At 70.0% G+C, this 17,758-nt stretch carries 16 protein-coding genes; 12 read left to right on the top strand and 4 right to left on the bottom strand.

The features are described from left to right. Positions 1 to 54: 54 nt before the first annotated feature. Positions 55 to 993: an S-layer homology domain-containing protein gene (locus Dac01nite_RS07290; RefSeq protein WP_203655112.1), complete on the bottom strand. Its 939-nt coding sequence runs from the start codon at positions 991 to 993 to the stop codon at positions 55 to 57. 51 nt (positions 994 to 1,044) lie between these two features. Then, on the bottom strand, positions 1,045 to 2,028 hold the full coding sequence (locus tag Dac01nite_RS07285; RefSeq protein WP_203655110.1) for an S-layer homology domain-containing protein: 984 nt from the start codon (positions 2,026 to 2,028) through the stop codon (positions 1,045 to 1,047). A gap of 249 nt (positions 2,029 to 2,277) precedes the next feature. Between Dac01nite_RS07285 and Dac01nite_RS07280 the strand changes: the two genes are divergently transcribed. Next, a complete protein-coding gene (locus tag Dac01nite_RS07280) occupies positions 2,278 to 2,619 on the top strand; it encodes a hypothetical protein (RefSeq protein ID WP_203655109.1) in 342 nt (113 codons plus the stop codon). A 1-nt stretch (position 2,620) separates the two neighbouring features. Then, a complete protein-coding gene (locus tag Dac01nite_RS07275) occupies positions 2,621 to 3,115 on the top strand; it encodes a GNAT family N-acetyltransferase (protein ID WP_203655107.1) in 495 nt (164 codons plus the stop codon). A 14-nt stretch (positions 3,116 to 3,129) separates the two neighbouring features. Here the strand turns inward: Dac01nite_RS07275 and Dac01nite_RS07270 are convergent, their stop codons facing one another. Beyond that, positions 3,130 to 3,960 carry a TspO-related membrane protein gene (locus tag Dac01nite_RS07270; protein ID WP_203655105.1) on the bottom strand — a complete coding sequence of 277 codons (831 nt, stop codon included), beginning with the start codon at positions 3,958 to 3,960 and terminating at the stop codon, positions 3,130 to 3,132. An 88-nt stretch (positions 3,961 to 4,048) separates the two neighbouring features. On the opposite strand from Dac01nite_RS07270, the gene Dac01nite_RS07265 reads away from it, so the two are divergent. The 7 genes from Dac01nite_RS07265 (at position 4,049) to Dac01nite_RS07235 (ending at position 12,801) form a co-directional block, all read left to right on the top strand. Then, on the top strand, positions 4,049 to 6,148 hold the full coding sequence (locus Dac01nite_RS07265; protein ID WP_239066565.1) for a DNA gyrase/topoisomerase IV subunit B: 2,100 nt from the start codon (positions 4,049 to 4,051) through the stop codon (positions 6,146 to 6,148). Further along, entirely contained in the window at positions 6,145 to 6,579 is a 435-nt protein-coding gene (locus Dac01nite_RS07260) for a hypothetical protein (protein ID WP_203655101.1), read from the top strand. The genes Dac01nite_RS07265 and Dac01nite_RS07260 overlap by 4 nt, the downstream gene beginning before the upstream one ends. Before the next feature lie 126 nt (positions 6,580 to 6,705). Further along, complete coding sequence (locus Dac01nite_RS07255; RefSeq protein WP_203655099.1) at positions 6,706 to 7,467, top strand: hypothetical protein; 762 nt, start codon at positions 6,706 to 6,708, stop codon at positions 7,465 to 7,467. A gap of 87 nt (positions 7,468 to 7,554) precedes the next feature. Beyond that, a complete protein-coding gene (locus Dac01nite_RS07250) occupies positions 7,555 to 8,223 on the top strand; it encodes a class F sortase (protein ID WP_203655097.1) in 669 nt (222 codons plus the stop codon). Between the two features lie 76 nt (positions 8,224 to 8,299). Next, complete coding sequence (locus tag Dac01nite_RS07245) at positions 8,300 to 8,680, top strand: hypothetical protein (protein ID WP_203655095.1); 381 nt, start codon at positions 8,300 to 8,302, stop codon at positions 8,678 to 8,680. A gap of 52 nt (positions 8,681 to 8,732) precedes the next feature. Further along, on the top strand, positions 8,733 to 10,043 hold the full coding sequence (locus Dac01nite_RS07240; RefSeq protein WP_203655093.1) for a threonine/serine exporter family protein: 1,311 nt from the start codon (positions 8,733 to 8,735) through the stop codon (positions 10,041 to 10,043). Positions 10,044 to 10,113: 70 nt separating this feature from the next. Then, complete coding sequence (locus Dac01nite_RS07235; protein ID WP_275404535.1) at positions 10,114 to 12,801, top strand: phosphoenolpyruvate carboxylase; 2,688 nt, start codon at positions 10,114 to 10,116, stop codon at positions 12,799 to 12,801. A gap of 73 nt (positions 12,802 to 12,874) precedes the next feature. Here the strand turns inward: Dac01nite_RS07235 and Dac01nite_RS07230 are convergent, their stop codons facing one another. Next, positions 12,875 to 15,301: a DNA gyrase/topoisomerase IV subunit A gene (locus Dac01nite_RS07230; RefSeq protein ID WP_203655091.1), complete on the bottom strand. Its 2,427-nt coding sequence runs from the start codon at positions 15,299 to 15,301 to the stop codon at positions 12,875 to 12,877. A gap of 121 nt (positions 15,302 to 15,422) precedes the next feature. Here Dac01nite_RS07230 and Dac01nite_RS07225 point away from each other — a divergent pair, with 121 nt between their 5' ends. From Dac01nite_RS07225 to Dac01nite_RS07215, 3 genes are read left to right on the top strand one after another with little or no spacing between them, the layout of a single operon-like run. After that, complete coding sequence (locus Dac01nite_RS07225) at positions 15,423 to 15,989, top strand: DUF5998 family protein (RefSeq protein ID WP_203655089.1); 567 nt, start codon at positions 15,423 to 15,425, stop codon at positions 15,987 to 15,989. After that, positions 15,986 to 17,155, top strand: coding sequence for an alkaline phosphatase family protein (locus Dac01nite_RS07220; protein WP_203655087.1), 1,170 nt, complete (start codon positions 15,986 to 15,988; stop codon positions 17,153 to 17,155). Before Dac01nite_RS07225 ends, Dac01nite_RS07220 begins: the two co-directional genes overlap by 4 nt. Before the next feature lie 27 nt (positions 17,156 to 17,182). Beyond that, entirely contained in the window at positions 17,183 to 17,758 is a 576-nt protein-coding gene (locus tag Dac01nite_RS07215; RefSeq protein ID WP_203655085.1) for an RBBP9/YdeN family alpha/beta hydrolase, read from the top strand.

Genomic DNA, 17,758 nt, shown 5'->3' with positions numbered 1-17,758 from the left:
GGCCGCCACCGCGACGGTGGCGGCCCTCCTTGCATGTGCGGCCTACGGCGCGGGCTAACCCGCGCAGGGATTGGCGCTGGTCTCGACGTGCCCGTAGAGCACCGCGACCTCCGGCGCCGTTGGCGTCGAGTACGTGAACTCGACGCCCGTGAAGGCGTCGACCCCCGCGAAGCCTGAGTTCACGAGGACGTCTCCGTCGCGCTCGAGCCACAAGGGCTGGATGTCCGACACCGAGCCGTTGGTGTAGTACACATACGCGATCGCAGAGGTGGCCTCCGGCGGTGCGTTGTAGAGCACGACCTCGTATTCGCACGACAGGTACGTCGCCTCGCCCCATGGCTCGAAACCGAAGTAGTACTTGTAGAGGAAGACCGCCATCTGTCCGCGCTTGACGGGCGATCCGGGTGCGAATCGCGAGCCGTCGCCCACGCCGGAGGTGATGCCCGTGTCAGCGAGCCAATCGACGTGCGGATAGATGGTGGCGGACGTGGGGACGTCCGAGAAGCGCGCAGTGCTCGGCGCCGAATGGGCCGGTGAGCCCGCCATCTTGTAGAGGAACACCGCCATCTGCCCGCGCGTGACCGTGCCGTTGGGGGCGAATCGCGAGCCGTCGCCAACTCCCGACGTGATGCCCTCGGCCGCAAGCCAGGTGATGTGCTTGTAGAACACGTTCGTGGTGGAGACGTCGGAGAACGGCGACGACGCCGGCGGCGTCCACTCCGGAGAGCCAGCCACCTTGTACAGGAAGGCCGCCATCTGGCCGCGTCGGACAGTGTCCGCGGGACCGAAGTCGCCGTTCGAGTAGCCGTAGGTCACCCCCGTGTCGGCGAGCCAGCTGATGTGCTCCTGGAACGGGTGGCTGTCCGGGACGTCCGGGAAGGTGGATGCGGCGGCGGCCGGTGCGGTCGCGCCGACGGCGGCGACCACTGCGGCGAGTGCCGCGGTGGCGATCAGCCGAAGGCTGCGGCGCCGCTGGGTGGATGGAACTGACATGGTGCGTTTCCTCTCTCTGGCGATGTCGGTGCTGGGGGGTGGTGCTGTGGATCAGGCCGGGCAGGACATTCGATCGCCCAGCACGACGTCGACCTGGTACCGCTCGCCTTCGAAGCCGATCTCTGCACGGGACGACACGATGGCGTCGCCGGGCCACAACGGAGCGCCTTCCTCGACCAAGACCTCGGTGAAGAAGGGCCACGGCCGCTGGTCGGACTTGAAGATGAAGAGAAGGGTGTCGTCACCGCCGTCGTCGTAGGTCACCTCCCAAGCGAAGCCCACGCCGTCCCACGCCTTGTCCGGGTTGTAGAACGTCAGGACCAGTGGGCAGTAGCCGTCCGCGGCGGGAGGCAGCACCGTCGCGCCCACATAGGGCGGAAGCTCGAAGTACATCTTGAGCAGGAAGGCCGCCATCTGTCCGCGGGTGACCTCGCCCGACGGGTCGAAGCGGGAGCCGTCACCCACACCCGACGTGACGCCGCTCGACGCGAGCCACGTCACATGCTTGTAGAACGTGTGCGACTTCGGCACATCCTTGAAGGGCGACGTTCCGGGCACCTTGAAGGCCGGAGCGCCGTAGACCTTGTAGAGGAACACCGCCATCTGCCCACGGGAGACCTCGTCATCCGGGGCGAAACGCGAGCCATCGCCCACACCGGACGTGATGCCCGTCTCGGCCAGCCAGGTGATGTGCTTGTAGAACGTGTGCGACTTCGGCACATCCTTGAACGGGGAGCCGGTGGGCGGCGTGAACGCAGGCGATCCGGCGACCTTGTAGAGGAAGGCCGCCATCTGTCCGCGCGTGACCTCGTCGCTCGGGCCAAAGGTGCCGTTGCCGTAGCCAGAGGTGATGCCTTGGCTGGCGAGCCAGGTGATGTGCTCGTAGAACGTGTGCGACGGCGGCACGTCCGGGAACGAGGTCGAGGCCGCGTTCGCCGGCGCGGGAATCGTCACGGCGACTCCCAGAGCGATGGCCAGGACGAGAATCAGGCGCCGCGCCCTGCCCGTGGCGCCCGACATGGACAAGTGACTCATGGTGATCCTTTGAATGAAGTGATTGTGGAACTGTTGCTCGCCATCGTTCATCGCCTCGAAGCCGATCACGGGTGATCGGCCCCAAGGCCAACGCATGGTCAAAGTACCGGGCAGGACACCCGCGACCTAGGAACCCGTGACAAATATCTCTGGCGGTGGCCCGACGGAGGCCACCACGGCGCGTGGGCCGGTCCAGGAGGGGGTGCGCGATAGCATCGGGTGCACCTTCGCATCCAAGGAGAAGATTCCGTGAACGCTCTGCGGTACACCTTGCTCATCCTGCACTTCGTGGGTCTCGCCGCCATCCTCGGCCCGTTCCTCGACCAGCTGCGCTCGGACGCGAAGCGCATCTCGATGACCATGGTCTGGGGTGCTCGAGCCCAGCTGATCACCGGGCTCGGTCTGGTGGGAGTCGCGATGGCGGGCGACTACGAGCTCGACCACGTGAAGATCGCGGTGAAGTTCGCGGTCGCACTCGCCATCGCCGGCCTCGCGGAGGTGGGGCGGAACAAGAAGGCGCCGCAGACCTTCTGGCTTCTGATCGGCCTGCTGACCATCGTGAACATCATCGTCGCGGTGGTGTGGCGCTGACATGACTGCAGTGCGACTCGCCACGTCCGCGGACGCGGCCGAGATCGTCCACCTGGGCGCTCTCATGTACAAGGCTGTCGGTGCCAAGCCCACGCCCACGTGGGCGGTCGACGCCACCCAGACGGTGCGTGACCGCCTGGGCCGCGACCTCATCGGCATGGTGATCGACGCGCCCGAGGGCGGGCTGGCGTGCTGCGGGCTGGTCAACATCGCGCCGCGACTGCCCAAGCCCGGAGCTCAGGCCCACTTCATGGGCTACGTGCAGTGGGTGTCGACCGCCCCCCAGCACCAGCGCAAGGGCTATGCCCGTGAGGTCATGGACGCGCTCCTGCGAGAGACGGACACGCGAGGCATCGAGGTGGTCGAGCTCCATGCGACGCCCATGGGCCGCCACCTGTACGAGAACCTGGGCTTCTACGTGAAGGACGACAACATCGCGATGGTGACCGTGCGTGGTCGCCCCGATGTGCCGGGCGCCGACGCCGAGGGCCTGTAGCACGCTCCGAGGAATCAGGCGCCGTTGGCGCCCGGCCGTTCGCGAGAGAAGTCGCGCGCAGCGAAGGGAGCGGCGAAGGCCACGGACGCCGCGAGGCCGGCCGCCCACATGACTGGCAGGCTGTGTGGCTCTCCCTCGGCGCGGCCCACGGCGATCCACGCCAGCCCCCAGGCCATCGCGAGGCCCGTCGCGATCGACAGTGCCGTGCGACGGCGGCTGTAGCGCGCGAAGGCCACAGCGATGACGGCGATCACCGCGAGCACTGCGACTGCCCAGCCGACGCCGTCCCCCGCATCGGCGTCGAGGACGTCGACTCCCCACGCTGTGGCATCGGCTGCCGTCGCGACCGATGCCCAACCCAGGTAGAGCCCCACGGGAACGTCCGTGCTCCACAGGTCGAGCCACGTCGAGGGACGCGACGCGACCAGACGCACTGCGATGAGCGAGAGCGTCGCGACCAGCACGGCGATTACCAGCACCGACAGCGCCAGCGCGCCCGCCTGCACCACGCCGATCCACGCCGCGTTCAGCACCATCGAGGCCAGGACCAGCCATCCCACCGCACGCATGCGAGGATCCGGGGCGCGGGACGGGAGCGCCTGCACGACGGCGAACACCGCGAGCCCCACGTAGATGACGGACCAGATAGCGAACGCGGGCGAGGCGGGCGCGAGCAGCGTCGCGTCCGCGGCGAGCGCACCACCAGCCGCCTCCTCGATGGGCGTGCCGCCGAATGCGCCTGACCCCCATGCGGCTCCCACGATCGCCAGCGCGGCTCCCACCAGGACCACGACCTGGCGGACGCGGTCGGAGGTTCGGACGGCGGCGGTGTCGGTGGGCGTCATGCCCTCGTCAACATCGCCACGCGGTGCCGTGTTCCGGCGGGCGGCGTGCCCGCGCTCAGGGGACCCCGGTGACGCCTATCCTTGGCCCGTGGCTGCATCCGACTACTCCGCACGACACCTGTCCGTCCTCGAAGGACTCGAGGCGGTCCGCAAGCGACCCGGCATGTACATCGGCACCACCGATTCCCGCGGTCTCATGCACTGCCTGTGGGAGGTGATCGACAACTCTGTGGACGAGGCCCTCGGCGGGCACGGCGACACGATCGAGATCATCCTGCACCCGGACGACTCCGTCGAGGTGCGCGACCACGGTCGTGGCATCCCCGTCGACATCGAGCCCAAGACCGGGCTCAGCGGCGTCGAGGTGGTCATGACCAAGCTCCACGCGGGCGGCAAGTTCGGTGGCGGCTCCTACGCGGCCTCGGGGGGACTGCACGGTGTGGGAGCGTCGGTGGTGAACGCGTTGAGCGAGCGCCTGGACGTGTGGGTCGACCGTGGGGGAGCGACGCACCACATGGCCTTCCGCCGCGGCGAGCCGGGCAACTGGGCGGATCCCGCCTCCGGACCCAGCATCGACGCCACGTTCTCGCCGTTCGTCACCGGATCCGAGCTCGCGAAGGTCGGCAAGGTCGCCCGCGGCAGGACCGGCACCCGGATCCGGTACTGGGCGGATCGCCAGATCTTCAACAAGTCGGCGCGCTTCACGTTCGAGGACCTCATCGCACGCGCTCGCCAGACGGCGTTCCTGGTGCCAGGGCTCACCCTCACCGTGCGCGACGAGCGCAACCCTCTCGAGCCCAGCGAGGAGTCCTTCCGCTACGACGGCGGGCCCAAGGACTTCGTCGACTTCATCGGTCGCGACACCGCGGTGACGGACACGTGGGAGCTCAAGGGAGCGGGCTCCTTCTCCGAGACAGTTCCGGTGCTCAAGAACGACGGCACTCTGGTCTCGGAGGAGGTCGAGCGAGACTGCCAGGTCGACGTGGCGCTGCGCTGGGGCAACGGCTACGAGACGGAGGTCCGGTCGTTCGTGAACATCATCGCCACCCCCAAGGGCGGCACGCACCACGCGGGATTCGAGGCGGGTCTCACAAAGGTGATGCGCAAGGTGATCGAGACCAACGCCCGCCGGCTCAAGCTGACCGGCAAGGACGGAGCCGAGCGCATCGAGAAGGACGACATCATGGCGGGCCTCACGGCGATCGTCACGGTGCGCATCCCCGAGCCTCAGTTCGAGGGGCAGACCAAGGAGGTGCTGGGCACGGGCCCCGTGCGCGGCATCGTGGCGAAGGTGGTCGAGAAGGAGCTGACCGCCATCCTGACCTCCACGAAGCGCGACACGAAGGCGCAGGCCAACACCGTGCTCGAGAAGATCGTCGCGGAGATGCGCGCACGGGTCGCAGCGCGCAAGCAGAAGGAGATCTCGCGGCGCAAGAACGCCCTCGAGACGTCCTCGCTGCCGGCCAAGCTCGCAGACTGCCGCAGCAACGATGTCGAGACCTCCGAGCTCTTCATCGTCGAGGGCGACAGCGCGCTGGGCACGGCCAAGCTCGCGCGGCGCTCGGACTTCCAGGCCCTGCTGCCCATTCGCGGCAAGATCCTCAACGTCCAGAAGGCCTCCGTCACGGACATGCTGCACAACGCGGAGTGCGCGTCGATCATCCAGGTTCTCGGAGCGGGATCCGGGCGCACGTTCGACCTGGATCAGGCCCGCTACGGCAAGATCATCCTGATGACGGATGCTGACGTCGACGGGGCTCACATCCGCACGCTGCTGCTGACGCTGTTCTTCCGCTACATGCGCCCGCTCGTCGACGCAGGGCGCGTCTACGCCGCGGTTCCGCCGCTGCACCGCGTCGAGGTGAAGGGATCGCCTCGCCGCGAGAAGGAGTACGTCTACACCTACTCCGAGCAGGAGCTGAACGAGGTGCTGCGCGACCTCAAGCGCTCGGGCCGCAAGTACAACGAGGACATCCAGCGGTACAAGGGACTGGGCGAGATGGACGCCGACCAGCTCGCGGAGACCACCATGGACCCCGAGCACCGCACGCTGCGCCGGATCACTGCCGAGCACGCGGAGGCTGCCGAGCGCGTGTTCGAGCTGCTGATGGGCAACGAGGTGGCGCCGCGACGCGACTTCATCGTCGCCGGGGCGGAGAAGCTCGACGCGAGCAGGATCGACGCATGAGCGGGGCGCAGGAGAACGACGCCCCGACGTGTCCCGTGCACCCCTACGGCTATCACGCCCGCTCGCACGTGGTGCGCGGCGCCGCGGTGCTCGCCGAGCCCAGCCTGGTGCGTCTGCCCGCTCGCTGCGTGACGCTCGAGCGCGAGCTCGAGGACTCGGGACGCGTCGACGACTTCGTGCGCCAGCTGTGGGTCATCGAGCGTGCCGGGCGGCCGGGAGCCGGTCTGGTGCTCGCCGCGATCCTGGCGGTCGCCGGCGTCAGCTCGATGCTGCTGATGACGGCCGATGCGCTCGCAGCGTGGCACGTGGGCGTGGCCGCGGCGGTCGCCGTTCTCGCGGGACTCGTCGCCGAACGGGTAGCGGTGCGCACCCACCGGACGCGTCTGCATCGCGTCTACCGCTGGCGCGAGTACCTGGGATTCCAGGCGTGACCAATCCGCCTCCCGCATCCGGTCGAACCGGCATGTGGAGAGTCCTTGCGGGCGTCGACATGGGCGTGGCTGCGGGCTTTCCGGGAAGGACGAGCAGATCGCTCGTCCTCGACGGAAGGAAAAATCATGAGGATTCTGCGATCCACCCTCGCGGCCGCTGGTGCCGCCACCATCATCGGGCTCGGCGCCACCGGCGCTGCTGCGGCCGACGGCTACAACGCGACGCTCGACGAGCTGAACGACTCGGGCGCCGAGTCGACGGCGATGGTCACCGTCGACGGCACCACTGTTCGGGTCGAGATCTCCGGCACCGGCTTCACGCCTGAGGCACCCCACGCCCAGCATCTGCACGGAGCAGCCGACCAGAACTTCACCTGCCCCACGCCGGCCGACGTCGAGGAGCTCGACGAGGACGGCGACGGCCTGCTCAACACCATGGAGGCAGCCGTCATGTACGGCGGCGTCATGGTCTCCCTGACCACCGAGGGTGACACCTCGGGCGACTCCGCCCTCGCGGTGGACCGCTTCCCGGTCGCTGACAGCGAGGGCAACCTCGAGTACAGCCGAACCTTCGAGGTCTCTCAGGAGATCGCCGATGGTCTGAGCAACCTCCACCTGGTGCAGCACGGCATCGACATCGACGGGTCCGGAACGTATGACGGCGATGCCGTCTCCTCGCTCGACGAGTCCCTGCCGCTCGAGGCCACGATTCCGGCCACCTGCGGCGCGTTCGGCGCCTCGCAGTCCGTGGCCCCCATCGGTGGCGTCGAGACCGGTGACGCCGGTGCGAACACCACCGGAGCCGTGGTGCTCGGCTCGGCTGCAGCGGTGACCGCTGCCGCTGGCATCGGCTTCGCTGTCGCGAACCGTCGCCGCGTCCAGCAGTAGTCGCTGAGCACGGCCCGCCCAGTTCCGCGCAGGTGCGGGGCCGGGCGGGCCTTCGCCGTCCAACGCACGTCATGAGGAGGAACGCACATGAACCGCCGAGTCATCGCGTCCATCGGATCGTTCGCCGTCGCCGCCGTCCTGGGAGTGCTGGCCGTCGACGCGCTGCAGGTGCCCGCGCCCGCACCTCTGCCGAGTCCATCGGCGTCCGCCACGGCGCCCGAACCGCAGCAGTCGGCGCCCGCGGTGGCCGCGCCCGAGGCTGCCGCGCAGGATGAGGCGGAGGCGAACGTGACCGTCGAGCCCGACGTCCAGGCGCTTCCGGCGCGACTCACCGTGCCTGAGATCGGCGTGGACACCGAGCTCGAGCAGCTGGGACTGCTCGACGACGGCAGCCTGGCCACTCCGGTGGACACCGACCTCGCCGGATGGTTCGAGGGTGGCCCTCGTCCGGGCGCCGTGGGGCCTGCGGTGATCGCCGGCCACGTCAGCTGGAACGGCGATCCCTCGGTGTTCTTCCGACTCACCGAGCTGCAGCCGGGCGATGTGATCGAGGTCGAGCAGACGGATGGCCGCGAGGTCGCCTTCGAGGTGACGCGCATCGAGCAGCATCCGAAGGATGAGTTCCCCACCGTGGCCGTGTACGCGAACACGGAGCGGCCCGAGCTGCGCCTCATCACGTGCGGAGGAGAGTTCGACTCCTCGACGGGACACTTCGACGACAACATCGTCGTGTTCGCCTCCGTGGTCGACGCCTGAGGATCGAGCGCGGGACTACGCGCAGCGCCGGTGGCGTTGGCCTGGACGAGCGCACGGCGACGACAGGAGAGCGACCATGGCACGGATGACGACCTCGGAGGCCTGGGGCCGCCCGACCTACCTCGACCGCGACGCACGCCTGCCTGACATGGGAGCGAGCCCCGTCGGCCCCCGTCCGCTGAGAGCGGAGGACGTCGACGCGATCCTCGCGTGCGACGACCTCGCTGCCGTCGCGGAGCTCAAGGCGTACGCGCACTCCTACTTCGCGATCGGTGGGTCGGTGATCGGCACCGCGGTCGCCACCGTCTGCCTGAGCCTCGCTCGCAGGCCCGCCGGTGCGATCGCCTCCGCGGTCGCGTTCGGCGTGACCGCGACGGTCGTGATGGAGGCTCGCCGGCGCGCGAGGCAATGGGAGGCCATCGCAGATGCCCGCCTGGCAGCAGGCGGAGCCGCCTGACTCGTCGCATGGTCCCGGCTCCCACGCGCGCTCGTGCGTCACAATGGGCCACGTGAGCGAAGACGAGGTTCCCGGCGACGACTCCCGCGTGCGAGCGCTGCACGAGCTGGAGGAGAGCCTCGAGCCGGTGGCGCTGATCGAGCAGTCGGGCGCGATCCTGCGCACCGGCCGCATGATGCTGGCGGCCGGCACCGCAAGCTATCGCGTCAAGCAGGGCATGCGCGCAGTGGCGTCCTCGCTGGGCGTCGATCGCCACTCCAACCACGTCGCGCTCACCGACATCGCCGCGACCTCGCATCGTGGACGCATCTTCCGAACGGAGGTCGCGGAGAACCGCTCGTTCGCCGTGAACTCCGACCGTCTCGCGCATCTGGACCGGATGCGGCGCACCCTGCCCGCCACCACCACCGCTGACGAGGTCCATCGCGCGCTCGACGCCATCGAGGCGCGAGGGTCGCTGTATCGGGGCTGGGCGAACAGCGCCTTCGCGGGCGTGGCCTGCGCGGCCTTCGCCGTCCTCAACCACGCCATGCCGTGGGAGGTGCTCGCGGTGTTCGTCGCCGCGGCGCTGGGCCAGTCCGCACGGCGGCTGCTGGCGCACCGCCACTTCAATCCGTTCGGGACCACGCTGGTGGCCGCCGCCGTCTCGGCCGCCGTCTACGTCCTTGGCATCGCGCTGCTGGGCGCCGCCGGCACGGAGCTCGAGACCCATGCCGCTGGCTACATCTCCTCTGTCCTGTACCTGCTGCCGGGATTCGCCCTCATCACGGGGGCGCTCGACATGGCACAACTGGATCTGCAGGCGGGGATCCAGCGCATCGCCTTCGGCACGATGATCACGATGGCAGCCGGCGTGAGCGTGTGGGGCGTGTCCTTGATCGAGCCGCTGTCGACGGTGACGCGACCTGCGCTGGACATCGCGACGGCGGCGGAGATCGCGCTGTGGGCGGCCGCGTCAGGGTTCGGTGTCCTGGGCTTCGCTCTGCTGTTCAACAGTCCGTGGCGCATCGCAGTGGCCGCATGCGCGATCGGCGCAGTCGCCAACACCGGCCGCCTCGTCAGCGTGGAGCAAGGCGTGCCGATCCAGGCCGCGACGGCCGTGGCGTGCCTCGCGGTGGGTGTGCTCGCGGCCGTGGTCGCGCGCGGCGGGCGCTTCCCGGTCATCACGCTCTCGGTGCCCGCTGTGCTCGTCATGATCCCCGGCGTGGCGGCGCACGAGGCGCTCGTCAACCTCAACTCGGGCGACTACATCGCCGCCATGGCCGGCATCCTGCAGGTGACGCTGGTGGTGCTCTCCATCATGGTCGGCCTGGTGGCCGCGAAGCTCGTGACCGACCGGGAGTGGGCCTTCGAGCGGCCCTAGGACCGTTGCCGGTCCTTTAGGCAATGCTGGGCATTGGGAGAGTAGCGCTTTGCCCGGTACTCTCGTGTCCGTGACTGAGAACCCGACGCACGAGACCCCGGCGGATCGCACCCTCGCCCGCCACGACGTCCCCGACCCGTTGCGCGACGATGTCCGCATGCTCGGCGGCCTGCTCGGACAGGTCCTTGTCGAGTCCGGCGGCCAGGAGCTGCTCGACGACGTCGAGCGCCTGCGCGAACTCGCCATCAAGGCGCACGACGCGCGCGATGCCGAGGGCGCCGCCGCGCTGGACGAGGCGATCGCGCTCGTCCAGGACTTCTCCCTCGAGCGGGCCGAGCAGGTGGCCCGCGCCTTCACCTGCTACTTCTACCTCGCGAACCTCGCCGAGGAGCACCACCGCGTGCGGGTGCTGCGCCAGCGCCAGGCGTCCGCGCTCACCGAGGACGACTCCCTGTCGGAAGCGTTCGAGCAGCTGGAGGCGGAGGTGGGCAGGGACGAGGCGCTGCGTCGCGTTCAGGCTCTCGAGTTCCGGCCCGTGCTGACCGCGCACCCCACCGAGGCCCGCCGCCGCGCGGTTTCCGGCGCCGTGCGCCGCATCTCCGACCTGCTGGTCGAGCGCGACCACACGCAGAGCGGCGGCACCACCCAGGCCGAGAGCGACCGCGCGCTCCTCGCGGAGGTCGACGCACTGTGGCGCACGTCCCTGATCCGTGCCAGCAAGCCCGAGGTGCTCGACGAGGTCAAGGCGGCGCTGGCAGTGTTCGACGCCACGATGTTCGACACCTTCCCGCGGGTCTACCGGCGCCTCGACGACTTCCTGCTCAACAGCGATGCCGGCCGCCGCGCCCCCCTCGCTCGGCCGTTCGTGAGCCTGGGATCCTGGATCGGCGGCGACCGCGACGGCAATCCCAACGTGACCTCCGACATCACGCGGGAGGCCGCGGCGCTCGCCTCCGAGCACGCCCTGCGCGCGCTTGAGACGGCGGCGGTGGCGGTGGCGCGCAAGCTCACGCTGCATGACAGCTCCACCCCGCCCTCGGCCGAGCTGCTCGCTCTGCGACAGCGCCAAGCCCAGCGCGACGCCGTGCTGAGCTCCGATGCCGTCTCCGAGTCACCAGGGGAGACGCACCGCGCCGCCCTGCTGGTGATCGCCGCCCGGGTGGCCGCCACGCAGGCGCGCAACGCGGACCTCCAGTACGCGGAACCGCAGGAGCTCGAGGACGACCTCAGGGTCGTCCAGCAGTCGTTGGTCGACGCCGGTGCCCCCCGCGCAGCGTACGGCGATCTGCAGACCCTCATCTGGCAGGTGCAGACGTTCGGCTTCCACCTCGCAGAGCTGGAGGTGCGCCAGCACTCGCAGGTCCACGCCGCCGCGCTCGCGGACATCGAGGCGAACGGCGTCCACGGCGAGCTCGAGGAGCGCACCGTCGAGGTGCTCGACACCTTCCGCGCCATCGCTGCCGTGCAGCAGCGCTACGGCGTGCGAGCGGCGCGTCGCTACATCGTCTCCTTCACTCAGGCGCCGGAGCACCTCGCGGCCGTCTATCAGCTCGCCGAGCACGCGTTCGGTGACCAGGACGATGCGCCGGTGATCGACGCGATCCCGCTGTTCGAGACCTTCGACGACCTCGAGAACTCAGTGGACATCCTCGAGCAGGTGCTGCCGCTTCCCGCGGTGCAGCGACGCCTCGAGGCCAACGGTCGCCGCGTCGAGGTGATGCTCGGCTACTCCGACTCGTCGAAGGATGTGGGCCCGGTCGCAGCGACGCTGGCCCTCCATTCCGCCCAGGAGCGCATCGCCCAGTGGGCCGAGCGCCACGACCTAGTGCTCACGCTGTTCCACGGCAGGGGCGGCGCGCTCGGACGTGGCGGCGGCCCCGCCAACCGTGCCGTGCTGGCCCAGCCGCCAGGCTCGGTCGAGGGTCGGTTCAAGCTCACCGAGCAGGGCGAGGTCATCCTCGCGCGCTACGGCGACCCGGTCATCGCGGAGCGCCACATCGAGGAGGTCGCTGCCGCGACCCTGCTCCAGTCCTCGCCCAGCGTCGAGAAGCGCAACGCCGAGGCCACAGCCGCCTTCGCCGACATGGCCTCTCGCCTCGACGCCACGTCACGCGCTCGCTTCCACGAGCTGGTCAAGGCCGAGGGCTTCCCGCAGTGGTTCGCGCAGGTCACGCCGCTCGAGGAGCTGGGGCTGCTGCCGATCGGCTCACGGCCGGCCAAGCGCGGCCTCTCGGTCAACTCGCTCGACGACCTGCGGGCCATCCCGTGGGTGTTCTCCTGGAGCCAGGCGCGCATCAACCTCGCAGGCTGGTACGGGCTGGGCACGGCGCTGGCGGCCTTCGGTGATCTCGACGAGCTGAAGCGCGCCTACCGGGAGTGGCCGCTGTTCTCCACGCTGATCGACAACATCGAGATGTCGATGGCGAAGTCGGACGAGCACATCGCCGAGCGCTATCTCGCGCTCGGGGACCGCGACGACCTCGCCCAGCTGGTGCTCGACGAGATGCGACTGACGCGCGAGTGGGTCCTGAAGATCACCGACAGCGACTGGCCGCTCGCCGGTCGCCGCGTGCTCGGCCGTGCCGTTCAGCTGCGTTCTCCGTACGTCGATGCGCTGTCGCTCATCCAGGTGCGGATCCTCGCGGCGCTGCGCCACGGAGTCGACGAGGGCACGGAGGAGGCGACCGTGGACCAGTTGCGCCACGTGCTCCTGCTGACCGTGAACGGCGTCTCCGCCGGCCTCCAGAACACCGGCTGACAGGCGACCGCATTGATGTGTCGACGCCGCGCCCGCTTCAGCGGGCGCGGCGTCGTCGTCTCACGAGACTCGGCTAGCCGATGCCGTGCACCGGCGCGCTCAGAGCGGTGCCCGAGCCGTCGCGACGGCCGTGCTCCTCGGGAAGCTCCACTGCCTGGCCGGCGCCCGAGGTCGCCTTGGCCGGCGCGGATCCGACCCACGCCGCGATGAGCGAGTCCTCGCCCTTCAGGAAGCGGTGGGCGCGCACGCCGCCGGTCGCACGGCCCTTGCCCGGGTACTCGGAGAACGGCGTGACCTTGGCTGAGCCTGGTGTGGTGCCCGGAAGCGCAGTCGACGAGCCGGAGACCGTGACGACAAGCGCATCGGCCGGGCTGTCCACGACACCGAAGAAGACCGCGCGCCGTCCCGCCGCGAGGTTGATGCCGGCGACCCCGCCGCCCGAGCGTCCCTGCGGACGAACCTTGTCTGCGGCGAAGTGCAGCAGCGGGCCGTCGTCAGCGACGAACACGAGCTCCGCGGAGTCCGGCGCGGATGCCGCGCCGATCACGCTGTCGCCATCCTGCAGGGCGATGACATCCCAGGCGTCCTTATGAGGTGCGGGCTCCGCCTTGACCCGCTTGACGACGCCCGCGGCCGTGCCGATCGCGAGCGGGACATCCCCGCCGAGCGGCACGAGCGTGACCACGTCCTCTCCCTTGTCGAGCGTGACGAGCTCAGCGACGGGGCTGCCGCCGCCCAGGGATGGCGGCTCGCTCGTCGGAGCGAGCGCTGGCACGTCGAGCAACGACAGCCGCAGCATGCGCCCGCGCGTGGTCAGCACCCCCACATCCGCGCGCGCGGATGCGGGCACCACGGCCCGCAGCACGTCATGCGAGCTGCGGCGGCCCTCGCGCACGGGCGGTGCGTCATCCGCGGTGCGCGCCACCAGCCCCGTGGCCGACAGCAGCGCGTGACATGGCGTGTCCTCCACCTCGAGCGGTGCGGCGGCCGCCGAGCCCGCGAGCGACGCCGCTGAGGACACGGCACCGGCCTCGGCGAGCAGGATGGTGCGGCGAGGAGTGCCGTGCTCGGCCGCGGCGGCGTCCATCTCGCGTCCCACGACGTCCCGGAGGACCACCTCGGAGCCGAGGATCTCCTCGAGCTCAGCGATCTCCGCGAGCAGCTGCGCCTTCTCGTTCTCGAGCTCGAGACGGGAGAACTTGGTGAGGCGCCGCAGTCGCAGCTCGAGGATGTAGTCGGCCTGGATCTCGGACAGGTCGAACGCGGTCATGAGGCGTTCGCGTGCCTCCGCCGCATCCTCCGAGGAGCGAATGATCTGAATGACGTCGTCGATGTCGAGGATCGCCACCAGCAGGCCATCCACCAGGTGGAGGCGGTCGCGACGCGCCTGCAGACGGTGCTCGCTGCGTCGACGCACCACGTCGATGCGGTGGCCGATCCACACCTGCAGCATCTCCTTGAGGCCCAGCGTGCGAGGCTCGCCGCCCACGAGCGCGACGTTGTTCATCGAGAACGACTCCTCGAGCGGCGTCACCTTGTACAGGCGCTGCAGCACCGCCTCAGGGTTGAATCCGTTCTTGATCTCGATCACCAGGCGCATGCCGTGCTTGCGATCCGTCAGGTCCGTGACCGCGGCGATGCCGTCGAGCTTCTTCGCGGACACGCCGTCCTTGATCTTCTCGATCACCTTCTCCGGTCCCACGAGATAGGGCAGCTCGGTCACGACGATGCCCTGGCGGCGCGGCGACACCTTCTCCACGCGGGTGGTCGCCCGCGTCGTGAACTTCCCACGCCCCGTCTCGTACGCCTCGCGCACGCCGTCGAGCCCGACGATCTTCCCGCCGCCCGGGAGGTCCGGCCCTGGCACGAAGCGCATGAGCTCCTCGAGATCGGCGCGGGGGTTCGCGAGCAGGTGCCGAGCGGCGGAGACCACCTCCACCAGGTTGTGGGGCGCCATGTTGGTGGCCATGCCCACCGCGATGCCGGAGGCCCCGTTGACGAGCAGGTTGGGGATCGCCGCGGGCAGCACCTCCGGCTGCGTGAGCCGGTTGTCGTAGTTGGGGACGGTGTCCACCACGTTCTCGCCCAGGTCAGCGAGCATCGCAAGCGCCGCCGGCGCCATGCGCGCCTCCGTGTAGCGCGACGCGGCCGGTCCATCGTCGAGGGAGCCGAAGTTGCCGTGACCGTCCACCAGGGGCAGCCGCAGCGAGAACGACTGCGCCATGCGCACCAGGGCGTCGTAGATGGCGGAGTCGCCGTGAGGGTGGAGCTTGCCCATCACCTCGCCCACGACGCGTGAGGACTTCACGTGGGCGCGGTCCGGGCGCAGGCCCATCTCGCCCATCGAGTAGATGATGCGGCGCTGCACAGGCTTGAGACCGTCGCGCGCATCCGGCAGCGCGCGCGAGTAGATCACCGAGTACGCGTACTCCAGGAACGACGCCTCCATCTCGGCACTGACGTCGATGTCCACGATCTGCCCGTCGGGCACGGCGGCCATGTATCTCCTCACGGTGGTGCGGTCCGGTGGCTGCGGGTATTGTCGCGCCCCGTGGACGCACCTGGGGGGTGCCACGCGGCGCAGGTAGTCACCCTGCCTGCGAAGTGGAAGAATAGCCGCCATGTCTCACACGCTCGACCAGGCCGTCGCGGTCGCCGGCTACTACCCGGCTCTCGCCAGCTCCGTGCTGCGACGCGCGATCGGACAGGAGAAGGTGGCGGCGCACTTCGTGCACGCGGAGACCACGTTCGACGATCGTGAGGTGCGCCGGCACATGACGGTGCTGGTCCTGACCGGCACGCGACTGATCCGCGTGCACATGGACGATGGCGCCGGGCACAGCGCCGAGGGAGCGCACGAGGCATCGGCGACCGTCGAGACCGCGATGCTGTCGCGGATCACCAACACGGCGATGACGCACGTGGTGCACCACCCCGAGAACTTCCGCGACGGCGACACGCCCAGCGAGCTGGTGCTCGCCGTCGGCTGGGGAGTCCACTCCCGCATCGAGCTCGAGCCCGCGACCTGTGGAGACGAGAGCTGCGAGGCCGATCACGGGTACACCGGCGGCGTCACGGGCGACGACACCCTGGTGCGCGTGAGCGCCATCGCTGACGGGGAGGAGTCGGTGCGCGCGCTCGAGGACTTCGCGGCGACCCTGCAGCGGCTCATCGGACCTCGCGGGTGAGCTCGGGCGCCGATCTCGCGGCGCTGGGGCTGAGCCTGCCCGACTACGGCGGTCGGGAGCTCGGGGCGGTGCTCCCGGCAGCGCTGTCCGCGGTAGGGGCGGGGCACGTGGTGCGCGGGCGCCACGCCGACGAGGACCGCGTCCGGCTGGGACTTCCTCGCGCTCGTCACGTGGTGGTCGTGGTGCTCGATGGCCTCGGTCACCTGAACCTCGAGGAGCGTCGCGGACACGCTCCGTTCCTGCGCGCTGCGGAACAAGGAACCGTCACCGCGGGCTATCCCACCACGACGGCTGCCTCGCTCGCTCTGTTCGGCACCGGCCAGCCGTCGGGACAGACCGGCATGACCGGATACACGGCCCGCAATCCAGCCACTGGCACGCTCGCGAACCTCGTCTCGTGGGAGGGCGCTCCAGAGCCGCTCGAGTGGCAGACGGTGCCGTCGCTGCTGGAGCAGGCCGCGAACGATGGCTTCAGCGTCACCACGCTGGGCCGGAGGCGGTTCGCCGGATCCGGGTTGACGCAGGCGGTGCTGCGCGGTGGTCAGTTCGTTGGCGCGGAGCGGTTGGCTGATCGCATCGACGTGGCGGTGTCCGAGGCTCGCAGGCCCGGCGTGTCCTACTGCTACTGGGGTGAGATCGACGCCGCAGGCCATAAGCACGGCTGGCAGTCGCACGAGTGGGTCGCGGCCCTCGAGGACGCCGATCGCGAGCTCCGCAGGCTCGCCGCATCGCTGCCGGCGGGAGCGATCATGGTGGTGACCGCGGACCATGGGATGGTCGACATCGACGGTGCACCGCGGTGGGACGCGGGCACGGATCCCGAGCTGCTGCAGGGTGTGGTGCTCACGGCAGGTGAGCCGCGCGCGCTGCATGTGCACGTCGCGGACGACGCGGACGTCGACGAGGTCGCGGCGCGCTGGCGAGCGCGGCTCGACGGTCACGCCGCGATCTGGACGCGCGAGCAGGCCCGGGAGATCGGCCTCTTCGGCGAGATCGCTGCTCACGTCGTGGGCCGCATCGGCGATGTCGTGGTGGCGATGGCAGGGCGCGCCACGGTGGTCGACTCGCGCACGCAGACCGAGCAGTCGCTGGGGCTGGTGGGCGTGCACGGCTCGCTCACCCCTCACGAGCTGCAGGTGCCCCTGCTGCTGGCAGGATCTGACTGACACGTCCGAGCAGGGGAGGCGAGGCGCATGGACGGTGCGAGCCCATTCGGCCCGGCGACGCTTGCGGCACCGGTCGTGATCGTCCCCGGTCTCGGCGGCTCGGGCGAGGGCCACTGGCAGACGCTGTGGGAGCGGGCTCACCCGCGCGCGATCCGCATCCGCCCAGCGAGCTGGGACGCCCCCGACGTGCAGGACTGGATCGCCGCGGTCGACCGCTCGGTGCGAGCGCACGCGGAGCCGCCCCTGATCGTCGCCCACAGCCTGGGAACCATCGCGACGATGGCCTGGGCGCTCGACCACCCGGGTCGTGCCCGGGCGGCGCTACTCGTCGCTCCGCCCGATGCCGCTCGTCCTGGAGCACCCCCGGTGATCCGCGCGTTCGCCGCGGTGCAGCCAGCGCCACTGCGCATGCCGGTCGCCGTGGTCGCGAGCGAGAACGATCCCTACGCGGGGCTCGACCACTCACGAGAGGTCGCACGCCGGCTCGGGTGCGAACCGATCGTGCCGGGCGCGCTCGGCCACCTCAACGCGGACTCGTCTCTCGGCGAGTGGAGCGAAGGCGCAGCACTGCTCGAGCACCTCGCCCGCGCATCGGCTGCATAG

The sequence above is a fragment of the Demequina activiva genome, assembly GCF_016862815.1.
In the GTDB taxonomy this organism is placed as follows: Bacteria; Actinomycetota; Actinomycetes; order Actinomycetales; family Demequinaceae; genus Demequina; species Demequina activiva.
Note: the sequence above shows the minus strand (reverse complement) of the source record. Positions and strands in the feature narration are given on the sequence as shown.

Bases quoted from the DNA above. Each gene is read 5' to 3' on its own strand.
- Dac01nite_RS07290 (WP_203655112.1), bottom strand. From the start codon at position 993: ATGTCAGTTCCATCCACCCAGCGGCGCCGCAGCCTTCGGCTGATCGCC.
- Dac01nite_RS07285 (WP_203655110.1), bottom strand. From the start codon at position 2,028: ATGAGTCACTTGTCCATGTCGGGCGCCACGGGCAGGGCGCGGCGCCTG.
- Dac01nite_RS07275 (WP_203655107.1), top strand. From the start codon at position 2,621: ATGACTGCAGTGCGACTCGCCACGTCCGCGGACGCGGCCGAGATCGTC.
- Dac01nite_RS07270 (WP_203655105.1), bottom strand. From the start codon at position 3,960: ATGACGCCCACCGACACCGCCGCCGTCCGAACCTCCGACCGCGTCCGC.
- Dac01nite_RS07260 (WP_203655101.1), top strand. From the start codon at position 6,145: ATGAGCGGGGCGCAGGAGAACGACGCCCCGACGTGTCCCGTGCACCCC.
- Dac01nite_RS07255 (WP_203655099.1), top strand. From the start codon at position 6,706: ATGAGGATTCTGCGATCCACCCTCGCGGCCGCTGGTGCCGCCACCATC.
- Dac01nite_RS07250 (WP_203655097.1), top strand. From the start codon at position 7,555: ATGAACCGCCGAGTCATCGCGTCCATCGGATCGTTCGCCGTCGCCGCC.
- Dac01nite_RS07245 (WP_203655095.1), top strand. From the start codon at position 8,300: ATGGCACGGATGACGACCTCGGAGGCCTGGGGCCGCCCGACCTACCTC.
- Dac01nite_RS07230 (WP_203655091.1), bottom strand. From the start codon at position 15,301: ATGGCCGCCGTGCCCGACGGGCAGATCGTGGACATCGACGTCAGTGCC.
- Dac01nite_RS07225 (WP_203655089.1), top strand. From the start codon at position 15,423: ATGTCTCACACGCTCGACCAGGCCGTCGCGGTCGCCGGCTACTACCCG.
- Dac01nite_RS07215 (WP_203655085.1), top strand. From the start codon at position 17,183: ATGGACGGTGCGAGCCCATTCGGCCCGGCGACGCTTGCGGCACCGGTC.